The following is an 11,690-nucleotide window of genomic DNA, read 5'->3' on the forward strand; positions in this document are numbered from 1 at the left end:
TCGCTTACGGGCCCGGCGCAGCCGGCGCGGGCAATGTCGTCAGGACGGTGCGGCGCGCGGGTTGCAGATATTTCTTCGCGACGCGCTGCACGTCGGCACGCGTTACTGCCTCGATCTTCTGCAGGCGCGTGTTGATCAGGTTCGGATCCTTGAACAGCACTGTATAAGTGCCGAGCATCTTGGCGCGGTTCTGGGCGCTGCGGATGCTTTGCAGATATCCCAAACGGGTCGCGTTGCGCGCCTTCTGCAATTCCCAATCAGCAATCGGTTGCTCGATGATCTTCGCGATCTCCTGGTAGATCGCTGCCTCGACGTCCTCGGGCTTGCGATCCGGGCGCACCGTGGCGGTGACATAGAAGCCGCCCGTGCCGATGCGCTCCTCGACGTAGCCGCCGATGCCGGTCACCAGCTCCTTCTCTTTGCTGACGCTTTGATACAGCCGCGAGCTGTCGCCGCCCTGGAGCACCGATGACAACACCTGCAGCGCGGCGTGGTCGGGACCATTGCCGGCCTCGGTCTTGTAACCGATCAGAATCTGCGGCGCGCGCGCCAGCGGATCGGTCAACGTTTCGCGGCGCTCGGCGGTCTGCGGCGGATCGATCAAATCCACGGCCGGCGGCGCCGGCTGCCGGGGAATGTCTTCGAAGTACTTGCGGATCAGCGCCAGCGCCTCGTCGCGCTTGAAATCGCCCACCACCGAGAGCACGGCATTGTTCGGCGCGTAGTAGATGCGGAAGAACTCAGCCACGTCTTTCAGGCTGGCCGCGTTCAGGTCCTGCATCGAGCCGATGGTCGAGTGCTGGTACGCGAACTTGTCGTAGAACACTGCATCGAAACGCTCATACGAGCGGCCGTACGGTTGATTGTCGACGCGCATGCGCCGCTCTTCCTGCACCGCCTGGCGCTGGTTGTCGAGCTTGGCCTGGGTGATCTCCAGCGAGCGCATGCGATCGGCCTCGAGGAACAATGCCAGCTCGAGCTGGTTGGCCGGCAGGGCTTCGAAGTACAGCGTGATGTCGGAGCTGGTGGTGCCGTTCATCGAGCCGCCGTTGGTGAACACCTGATAGAAGTGCTCGCCGTCGCCGACGTTCTTCGAACCTTTGAACATCATGTGTTCGAACAGGTGCGCGAAGCCGGTGAGCCCGGGACGCTCGTTGCGCGAGCCGACGTCGTACGCGACGTTGACCGCGATCACTGGCGTGGTGTGATCCTCGACGAGTTGTACGCGCAGGCCGTTCTTCAGCTTGTGCTCGGAAAAATCTACATGAGCCGGGGCGGGAGTCGCAGCAGTTGCTGCAGACGTCGGCACCACGGCGAACCCAAGGGACAGACACAAGCCCACGAAAAGTCGCGCCTTCCGGTGGACATATAGAACGGCCCTCGGCCGCTTTCGACCGTCAGGCCAGGCGGGATGCATGGTGACCACTCCGTTACTGCATCGAAGCTGCGCGTGCCAGGGCACGCGGTTGGGTATCCGATCGAGAATACACCGTGCCCGCGCCATCGCGGAACCATTCGACTTCCGCGCGGCGCGGCCAGTGCGAAAAAAAGGCCCGCTGCTAGCGGGCCTTGGAAGGATCATGCGCGTTGGGTCGAGCGCTTGATCGTCCTTGCGTGTGCTCGCTCGAGCCCTCGATTACGGGATGTTCTTCGTGCCGGTGTTCGACACATCGCTCTCGACGCCGGCACTGTTGAAAGCCTTCACCGCGAAGTACCAGGTACCGGAGGTGAGGCCGGTGATGGTGTAGCTCGACATGTTCGAGCCGACCTCTCTCACCTGGTCGAGGCTGGCGCTATTGCGCCCGTACAATACGCGATAACCCGCCAGGTTGGTCAGCTGGGTGCCGTCGGTGTTCTCCGTGGGCGGCATCCAGGACAGAGTGGCGCTGCCGGTGCTGGGCGAGGTCACCGTGATCGTGAACGATGGCAGCGACACGGTGTGCACGCCATCGCGCACCGATATCACGATGTTTGCATACGTGCCCGTATCGGCGGACGACGGCATGCCATACAAGCGGCCGGTCGATGTATCGAAGTTGGCCCACGACGGCGCATTCTGGACACTGAAGGTCAGCGAATCGCCGTTCGCATCGCTGGCGTTCGGGAGGAAGTTGTAGTTGGAGCCTGCGGTCACCGTCGTTGCGGGCACGCCGCTGATGACCGGAGCCGGATTGCTCGGCGGGCTCACTGTGATCGAGAAGGCCGGCAGCGCGGCCGACAGGCGACCGTCGTTCACGCTGATCACAATGTTCGAGAACGTGGCGGCCGTGGTTGGCGTGCCGCTCAAGCGGCCGGTCGTGGTATCGAACGACGCCCAGCTCGGACGGCCCTCGATGCTGAAGCCGAGCGAGTCGGCGTCCGGATCGTTGGCCGCGGGCGTGAATGAATAGGCCACGCCAACGGTCGCCGTGGTCGCCGCCGTGCCGGAAATGGTCGGCGCGCGATTGGCCGGCGCGGTGACCTCGATGGAGAACGGCGGCAGCGATGTCGACACCGTGCCATCACTGACGCTGATGATGAGATTCGAATACACGCCGACATCGTCGACTGTCGGCGTGCCGCGCAGACGGCCACTGGACGTGCTGAAGGTCGCCCAACGCGGCCGTTGGTTGATGCGATAGACCAGCCGGTCGCCGTCGGGATCGCTGGCGCTCACCTGGAAGCTGTAGGTCTGCCTCGCTTCCACCTTGGTGGCCGGCGAGCCACTGATGGTGGGAGCGCGGTTGTTGGGGCCCTGCACCTGGATGGAGAACGCCGGCAGCGAGCTCTTCAAGTTACCGTCGTCGACGCTGATCACGATGTCCGCATACGGCCCGGCCTTGTCCGGCGTGCCGCTCAGCTCGCCCGTGACGGTGCTGAAGCTGGCCCATGAAGGGCGATTGGAAATGGAGAACCGCAGTTCGTCGCCGTCCGGATCGCTGGCTTCCGGTTTGAAGCTGTAAGGCTGACCGAGCAGGACCGTGGACGCGGGCGCGCCGGAAATCGTCGGCGCATTGTTGCCCGGCAACGGCGTATCCGTGCGGCCATTGATGCGAATGCGGAATGGACCGACTGACCGTGTGTCGCGACCGTCGGTGACGGTGATGGTGATTTCTTCGGTATCGCCAACATCCGCATCATCCGGAGTGCCGCTCAGCAGTCCGGTCTCATCGTCGAACGTCGCCCACGAGGGTTTGTTGGTGATGGAGAATTCCAGGAAGTCGCCGTCGGCATCGCTGGCCTCGGGCTTGAAGGAATAGAGCTGGCCCGCGGTCGCGCTCACCTCCGGTTCGCCCCTGACTTCGGGCGGCTGATTGGCTGGCGTCGGCAGCGAATCGGTATCCTCGCCCGAATCGCCACTCGCCGGCTGCTCCGCAACCGCGCCGCCTACTGGATTGTCGCTGCCGGAGCCATCATCGAAGCAGCCGCTCAACGTGGCGGCGAGCAGCGCGAGCATGACCCGCTGCAGGACGGTCTTCCCGAACATTGTTGGAATCATTGGTCGTACCTTGGCTTCGCGCGCCACGACGACGGTCTGGCGACCGACACCGATCAGCGCAGCTGGTTTCCGGAAATGAGGCAGCCGTCGCGGCTGAAGCGCGACGCTCGAAGCGCAGGAAAAGAAGTGCGCGCACGCATCGGTGCGCCCTCGGCAGCTCGTTCGTTACACAGTCGTGCAGGTACACGCGCGCGAGGGGCCTCGCTGGCGCGACTGTCGCGAATGTGGCAACCCCGCTGTCGTAGGAGCGCGCCGCGAGCGGCGTTGCGTTCCCGTAGACCGGTGGCTTTGCGTCCCCGCCTTTCGACGGGTTTGCCGATATCACTTTCTGCTGCTCCTGGACTTATCAACACTCCAGGGCGCGCGGCGCGATCAGAACAAGGCAGGTACGGGAACAGGCGAGAAGGATGACAGCCAGCTCGGTGACGCAGAAGAGCTGGCCGGCAACCCCGCTATCCCCAGCATGCGCTGTCAGGACCGGAGGCTTTGCGTCGCCGTCTTTCGACGGTTATGCCCTGGTGAAGCTCTGTTGCAGCGACTGTTCCGATCGCAGCGGAACTTTCGTTGAACAGAACATCGGTCGAATGTGAGTTAAACGTAGAGATTATGTTTTTGCAATTGTCGGTGTAGACCGACATCGCGCCAGCCGAAGCGTCACTGCAAATTCACATAACGGCGTCAAAATCCAGACACGTTGTCCGAGCCACGTTGCCGAAACAAAGGAATTGCAGTGATTTGCGCGCTGCGGTCCACAAACACAAACGGCGACCGGAAGACTCCGATCGCCGTTGCGTGTGCACTCGCGTGCTACCAAGTCATCTCGCGGCTCAACGTATGGTCTTGGACTGGACGTTGGAGTTCGCGCTCTCCGTGCCGGCGTTCGTGTACGCCCGCACCGCGAAGTAGTAAGTGCCCGGTGCAAGGTTGTCGATCGTGTAGTTGGTCACGCTCGGGTTGGCCACCTGGATCGTCTGCGTCAGCGAGCTGGCATTGGTGCCGTACAAGATGCGATAGCCGGCGAGGTTGGTCAGCGTGCTGCCATCGGTGTTCGCGGTCGGCGCGGTCCAGCTCAGCACGGCGCCGTTGCTGGAAGATGCACCGACGACATTGATGGAGAACGCAGGCAGCGAAACCGTGGCGCGACCGTCGCTCACGCTGATGACGATGTTGGCGTACGAGCCCGCCTGTGCGGCGGTCGGCGTGCCGGACAATCGGCCGGTGCTGGTGTCGAAAGAAGCCCAGCTCGGACGATTCGCGATCGAGAAGGTGAGCGTGTTGCCATCGGCGTCGCTCGCCGTGGGACGGAAGCTATAGGCGCTGCCCGCGTTGACGCTGGTAGCCGGCGAGCCGCTGATCACTGGAGCGCGGTTGGCGACATTGCTCACGGTGATGGAGAAGGCCGGCAACGACGCCGTCGCGCGTCCATCGCTCACCGTGATGACGATGTTGCTAAACGTGCCCGAGGCCGTGGGCGTGCCGCTCAGACGGCCGGTCGAGGTGCTGAAGGTGGCCCAGCTCGGACGATTCGAGATGCTGAAGCCCAACGAGTTGCCATCCGCGTCCGCAGCGGAGGGCTGGAAGCTATAGGCGGTGCCGACGGTTGCGGTGGTCGCAGGCGTGCCGCTGATCACTGGAGCGCGGTTGGCGACATTGCTCACGGTGATGGAAAACGCCGGCAACGAAGTCGTCGCGCGTCCATCGCTCACCGTAATGACGATGTTGCTAAACGTGCCCGCGGCCGTGGGCGTGCCGCTCAGGCGGCCGGTCGAGGTGCTGAAGGTGGCCCAGCTCGGACGATTCGAGATGCTGAAGGTCAACGAGTTGCCATCCGCGTCCGTAGCGGAGGGCTGGAAGCTATAGGCGGTGCCGACGGTCGCGGTGGTCGCCGGCGTGCCGCTGATGGTCGGAGCGCGATTGGCCGTTGCAGTCGAAGTCTTGCCAGCGACCAGCGTGAACGCCGGCAACGACACCGTGTGCACACCGTCGGTGACGCGAACCTGGATGTTGCTCCAGGTGCCTGGCGACTTGGGGTAGCCCGTCATGCGCCCGCTGCTGGTGCTGAAAGCCATCCAGCGCGGCCGGTTCACGATGCTGAACTTCAGCCGGCGGCCTTCCGGATCCTTCGCCGTGGGCAAGAAGTTGTACATGGTGTAGACCTTGACGTAGGTCGGCGGCGTGCCGCTGATGGTGGGCGGCTCATTGGTGGTCTGGGCGCCAGCAACGCCGGCAAACGAAGCGAGCGCGGCGACCGCGACGAGAGTAGACGTAAAACGCATGAGCAGCTCCAGCGAACACAGTTCCAATGCCATCTCGCGTCGGCACACGCATGGGTGCGGGGCGCGAGCACCTGTGTCTGGCAAGGGAAGCTGGCGTTGCTGAGCCGGCGCTTCGAAACGCGGGCTGCTCACTGAAAAACTTCACGTTACAACCCGGATGACCCGGTTGTAACGGCAACCCCGCTATCCATGGTGCGGCTGCTGCGACAGCGGCACTAGAGGACCGGAGGCTTTGCGTCACCGTCTTTCGAACGGCTTTGCCCTTACAGACGGAACCCATTCTGCAAGCGGGCGGAATCATGAAATATCGGGCGCCCCCCCAACATCTTTCAGGAAATCCTGCAATGTGACGCCGGGGAGTTTTCGCGACTCTTTATGGCGACGCTCGGAGAGAGGGCAGCCAGCGCCTTATGTGTGCGCAAGCGTCGCCCGGCGGCGACGCTGCGTCGAGTCTGTTTTTTCTCGGGAAAAAAGCGTTACGTGGGGAGCATGAACCCGCGCTCGCGGATGAGACGCGTGCATGCCGCCACCAGGTGTTCGTCGAAACCCTTACCGGCGCCGCGGTTGATCTCATCGAGCGCCGCATCCATGCCGAAGGCCGGGCGATACGGACGCGGCGAACACATGGCCTCGACGGTGTCTGCAATCGCAAGAATGCGGGCTTCGAGCATGATGTCTTCGCCCTGCAAACCACGCGGATAACCGCTGCCGTCGAAACGCTCGTGGCTTTGATAAATGATATCGGCGACCGGCGCGCCGAAATCGATATCCGCCAGCAGCTGGCACCCTTCTTCGACATGAGTGCGCATCAGCGCAAGCTCGGTCTCGGTCAGCGGCCCGGGCTTGCCGAGAATGGACGCCGGGACGGCGATGTTGCCGATGTCGTGTAACAGCGCCGCGACTCGCAAGCCATGCTGACGTTCGCCATCGAGGCCGGCTTCGCGGGCAATCGCCACGGCCAGCGCGGCCAGGCGGCGTGAAGAACCGGCTGTATGAGGATCGTGCCGCTCGCTCATGCGCACAAACGAATCGATCATGCCCTGCAGAGCCACGTCGGTGCGTTGCAGAGCGCTGAGAGTCACTGCGTGCGCGCGCTTCGAGTGCAGCACGCGCCATACGCCGTCGGCCAGCGAAGCAAGCACGCGTTGATCCTCGTCGCTGTAGTTGGCGTCTCGATTGCCGACGCCTAGCACGGCAACGACCTCGTCGCCGGAAAGCATCGGGACCGCGGCATAGCGGGTCAGGTCGGGCAATCCATCGTTCTGCGGCTTGCGGCTCGGATCATTGCTCGACACCGCGTGCCTGGCCCGCACGCAATCGGTGAACAGCACGGCGCGGCCAATGGGCTGTGGCTCGGAATCCGCCATCACTACCTGGGGGCGACTGCCATCGCGCCACGCCGCGAGGGTAATGGTCTTCTGCGCGGGATCGGCGAAATACAAATATCCGAGCGGGCTGCGAGTCACTTCCATCGCCTGCTCGACCACACGCCGGACAATGGCGGATTCGTCGAACGAATCCGCCTGCTTGAACAGCTCGACCAGAAAATCTGATTGACGTTGCAGCACTCGCTGCGCGATCAGGTCGCGGCGACGCTGGCCGGTCTCGCGGATCAGCACCAGGCTGTCGCCGCGGCCGTTCTCCAGCAAACCTACGCTGACCTCCACGTCGAATAGCGTGCCGTCCTTGCGCCGATGCTTGGTTTCATAGCGGCCGCCGCCCCGCACGCGGCCAAGCTGCAGACGCATGGTGGTCTCGCCCGAGGTCTGATCCTCGATATCGGCGGCGTTCATGCTCAACAGCTCTTCCTTGCTGTAGCCGGACATGCGGCAATAAGCCGTGTTCACCTCGAGAATCCGGCCGTCGCTGCCGAGCAGCCACGAGCCGTCCGCGGCGGAATCGAGCAGCTCGCTGCCGCCGCTGCTGGCCTGCTCTTTGAGCTGGCGTTCGACTGCCAGACGGTGGCTGAGATCGACCGCTGCCACCAACTCGGCATTGCGGCCATCGAACTCGATCTGCTGCGAAGAAATCGACAAGGCGAGCGCACTGCCATCCTTGCGCCGGTGCATGCTGATCGACGGCTCTGCCGGTGCGCTGTCTGCATCGCCTGCGGGCATCGCGAGCGCGCTGGCCTGCAAAGCAAGGAATTCGGCACGGCCATAGCCATACATCGCCAGCGCGGCGTCGTTGACCGCAATGAATCCGCCAGTCGCATGGTCCGCGATCCACAGCGGCAGCGGATTGGCTTCGAAGACGCGACGGAAACGCGCCTCGCCGTCCGCCAGACGCTTGTTGGAAGCTTCCAGCTCACTGAGTTGTGAACGCAACTTCGAATGGGCCTGCGTGGCCCGCTCCAGCGCCTCGGCCTGGGCTTGCGCCTGCTTTACCCGTTCCTGGGCCTCGATCTGCGCCCGCTCGGCACGTTCGACGGCTTCGGCTTGCGCCCGCTGAGCACGCTCCAAAGCTTCGGCCTGGGCGGCTTGCAGCAGCTGCGCTTTTTCCAATGCTTCCGTCTGGGCTGCGTACTGTCGCTGTGCTTTTTCCAGTGCCTCGGCTTGCGCTGCCTGCTGCTTCTGCGCGAACTGCACTTTCTCCAGGGCATCGGCCTGCGATTTCTCGAGCATGGCGAAGCGCTGCATGGCCGCCGTGTCGAGCATGTTCATGGGACGCGTGTTGCCGCTCAGGCCGTTGCCATGAGCGCCGTTGCTGCCGTTGCCATTGCCTGGCCCATTCGCCGGACCAGTCGTTGCGCCATTGCTTGCACCGTTACCCGGAGCGCGCGCGCCATGGCCACCGCCCGGTGGCAGCAACTCATCGAGCGTGGTCAGCAGCTTTTCCGGCGGAGTGGAGCGCGCAAGGAAGCGTTCCGCGCCGAGCTCCAGCGCGAAGCGCTCGTATTTCGGATCGTCGTGCCGGCGCGTGTAGAAAACGAAAGGAATGTTCTGCAGGCGATCGTCCTGCTTCCATTTACGGCACAGGGCGAACCCGTCCATGCGGGGCAGGACGATGTCGGAGACAATGGCATGCGGCGGCTCGCGGCGTGCGGCATCCAGCGCCGCCAGACCGTTGGCAGACTTCAATACCCGATGACCGCGACCCGACAGCAATGTCTCGAGCGCGCTTTGCTCGGATTCGCGCTCGAATGCGATCAGGATGACACCCATTCCCCGTCTCCAGCGGATCCTTCAGAGCCCACGAAGTATGCAGGCCGGCCCCGGGAATGGCACGGTCGGGAGGAACTGCGCATGGTCAAAGGGAGACACAGCGCACACTCCGCCCCGAAGTGCCCGATGAGTGGACCGATGAACGGCCGGATAAACGTCCCCCGGCGGCTGTTCCGGCCATTCCCCATCAACTGGTCATCAGTCGCTGCACGGCGCCTCACGGCCCCGCGCGATTGATCCGGGTCCAGTACTGCCCGAGCAGCGATACCTGGTCGGTGAACTGCTTGAAGTCCACCGGTTTCACGATGTAGCTGTTGGCGTGCGCCTCGTAGCTGCGCATCATGTCGGACTCCTGGTCGGAAGAGGACATGATCACCACTGGCGTGCAACGCGTCTTGGGATCGGCCTTGATCTGCGCCAGCACGTCCAGGCCGTCGATCTTCGGCATGTGCAGGTCGAGCAGCATCAGTTTCGGATTACCCGATGCACGCTGCGCGTACACGCCCTGGCGGAACACGTAGTGCAAGGCCGCTTCACCGTCCTGCACCCACACCACCTGCTGCGACACGCCGCCGATTTCCAGCGCACGAATGGTCAGCTCTGCATCCGTGGGATTGTCATCGGCAAGCAGAATGTACCCGGTGTGGTTCATGACGCATCTCCGGATTCGGTCGGCGCACTGATGTGCGAGCCGAGCCGCGCGCCTCGAGCCAGAGCGATGACGAATCCGTATTCTCGCGCCACTTCGCGCATGTGCTCATATCTCCCGGATTTGCCCCCGTGGCCGGCCTCGAGATTGACGTGCAACAGCAGCGGCGCGCTGCCGGTGTTGTGCTGGCGCAGTTTCGCCACCCATTTGGCCGGCTCGTAGTACTGCACCTGGCTGTCCCACAGGCCGGTGGTGACCAGCATGGCGGGATAGGGCTGGTGGCGGATATTGTCGTAAGGCGAGTAGGAAAGCATATAGGCGTAGGCAGCGGCTTCGTTCGGATTGCCCCACTCATCGTATTCGAGCGTGGTCAGGGGGATGCTGGTGTCGAGCATGGTGGTGACGATGTCCACGAACGGCACGTGCGCCACCAGCGCGGCGTAACGATCGGGTGCGACGTTGGCAATCACGCCCATCAATAATCCGCCCGCGCTGCCGCCCGCCGCAAAAATCTTGTCGCGTGCACCGTAGCCGCGTGCGACCAGATAGTCGGTCACGTCGACGAAATCGTTGAAGGTGTTCCATTTGTATTCGAGGCGGCCGGTGTCGTACCAGCGCCGCCCCAGTTCCTGGCCGCCGCGAATATGCGCGATCGCATACACGAAGCCGCGATCGAGCAGCGACAGCCGTGACGAGCTGAACACCGGCTCCATGCTCAGCCCATATGACCCATAGCCATATTGGTACAGCGGTGCCGTGCCGTTCAGCGGCGTGCCTTTGCGATACACGATGGAGACAGGAATGCGCTCGCCGTCGCGCGCCGGTGCCCACACGAATTCGCTCGCGTATTTGTTGGGATCAAAGTCGCCCAGCACCGGCTCACGTTTCAGGAACGTGCGCGAGCCATCGGTCAGGTCGTAGTCGTAAGTGGTGCCGGGTGTGGTGAGCGACGTGTACACATAGCGCAGCTTGGTGGTGTCGAGCTCCGGATTCGGGCCCAGCGCCATCGTGTACGCGGGATCGTCCGCCGTCAGATGAAACGGCGCCTCGCCCCAGCGCTGCACCCGAATGTTCATGAGTCCGCGCGAGCGCTCGCTCACCGCGATGAAGGTGCGGAAAACTTCGAAATCCTGGATGAACACATCCGGATCGTGCGGCACCACGTCGCGCCAGTGGTCACGCTCGGCCGCCAGCGCCACCGGCACTTCGACGATGCGGAAATTCAGCGCCTGCCAGTTGCTGCGGATGAGGAACCGCCCTTCCTCTTGCGCCTGCGGGCCGGCGTCGAGATGGTCGAGCTGATATTCGTGATCTTCCTCGCGCGGCACGACGACTTTGAAATCGAACGACAGATCATCGGTACGCGCGTAACGCCACTCCGACGCAGTGGTGCTTTCCGAGCCGATCAGCAGATAACGTTCGGACTTGGTGCGTTCGACGGTGAGATCAAAGCTCTCGTCCGGCTCTTCATAGATCAGCGGATCCTCGCCGCTGCTGCCCAACTCGTGACGGCGCACGCGCCGTCCGAGCAACGTCACCGGGTCTTTCTCCACGTACAACAAGGTGCGATTGTCATCGGCCCACGCCACGCCACCTTCGACGTTCTCGATGACATCGGGCAGTAACGTGCCAGTCACGAGATCCTTGACTCGCAGCCGGTATTGCCGCCGGCCCACCGTGTCCTCGGTGTAGGCCAGCAGCCGGTTGTCCGGGCTGACCTCGTAGCCGCCCAATTGAAAGAATGACTGGCCGGCGGCGAGCGCGTTGCCATCGAGCAGGATGACTTCCTCGGCATCCGGCCGGTCCGCCCGGCGCACCACGATGGGATATTCCTGCCCCGTCTGGTAGCGGACCGCGTACCAGTAGCCGCGATAGCGCACCGGAACGGTCGCATCGTCCTGCTTCAGCCGCGCCACGATTTCCGCATATAGCTGATCGATCAGCGGCTGCACCGGGGCCAGCATGGCCTCGGTGTATTGGTTCTCGGCCTTGAGATAGGCCAGGACTTCAGGATCACTGCGCGTGTCGTCGCGCAGCCAGTAATAAACGTCCTCGCGAGCGCCATTGGGAGAGGTGACGCGATGTGTTCGCATCGCTGCTAGTGGCGGCTTGGACACGATGAC

Annotated in this window: 6 protein-coding genes and 3 riboswitches; all 6 genes read right to left on the reverse strand. The window is 63.4% G+C overall.

What is annotated here, in order from left to right; translation table 11 throughout:
• Positions 1–4 precede the first annotated feature (4 nt).
• Positions 5–1,309: a pitrilysin family protein gene (locus VGE08_RS01910; RefSeq protein WP_331066156.1), complete on the reverse strand. Its 1,305-nt coding sequence runs from the start codon at positions 1,307–1,309 to the stop codon at positions 5–7.
• A 327-nt stretch (positions 1,310–1,636) separates the two neighbouring features.
• Positions 1,637–3,466 carry a putative Ig domain-containing protein gene (locus VGE08_RS01915; RefSeq protein WP_331066157.1) on the reverse strand — a complete coding sequence of 610 codons (1,830 nt, stop codon included), beginning with the start codon at positions 3,464–3,466 and terminating at the stop codon, positions 1,637–1,639.
• A 235-nt stretch (positions 3,467–3,701) separates the two neighbouring features.
• Positions 3,702–3,805: riboswitch (cyclic di-GMP riboswitch) on the reverse strand.
• 112 nt (positions 3,806–3,917) lie between these two features.
• A riboswitch (cyclic di-GMP riboswitch) is annotated at positions 3,918–4,003 on the reverse strand.
• A 302-nt stretch (positions 4,004–4,305) separates the two neighbouring features.
• Positions 4,306–5,754 (reverse strand): fibronectin type III domain-containing protein, encoded by a 1,449-nt coding sequence (locus VGE08_RS01920; protein WP_331066158.1) that lies wholly within the window; start codon positions 5,752–5,754, stop codon positions 4,306–4,308.
• Positions 5,755–5,924: 170 nt separating this feature from the next.
• Positions 5,925–6,026, reverse strand: a riboswitch (cyclic di-GMP riboswitch).
• 204 nt (positions 6,027–6,230) lie between these two features.
• The gene (locus tag VGE08_RS01925) at positions 6,231–8,918 is read right to left on the reverse strand and encodes an HD domain-containing phosphohydrolase (protein WP_331066159.1); all 2,688 of its coding nucleotides are present in this window, start codon (positions 8,916–8,918) and stop codon (positions 6,231–6,233) included.
• Between the two features lie 217 nt (positions 8,919–9,135).
• Positions 9,136–9,570, reverse strand: coding sequence for a response regulator (locus VGE08_RS01930; protein WP_331066160.1), 435 nt, complete (start codon positions 9,568–9,570; stop codon positions 9,136–9,138).
• On the reverse strand, positions 9,567–11,660 hold the full coding sequence (locus VGE08_RS01935) for a S9 family peptidase (RefSeq protein ID WP_331066161.1): 2,094 nt from the start codon (positions 11,658–11,660) through the stop codon (positions 9,567–9,569). Before VGE08_RS01935 ends, VGE08_RS01930 begins: the two co-directional genes overlap by 4 nt.
• Positions 11,661–11,690 lie beyond the last annotated feature (30 nt).

Source organism: Steroidobacter sp. (assembly GCF_036406195.1).
GTDB lineage: Bacteria > Pseudomonadota > Gammaproteobacteria > Steroidobacterales > Steroidobacteraceae > Steroidobacter.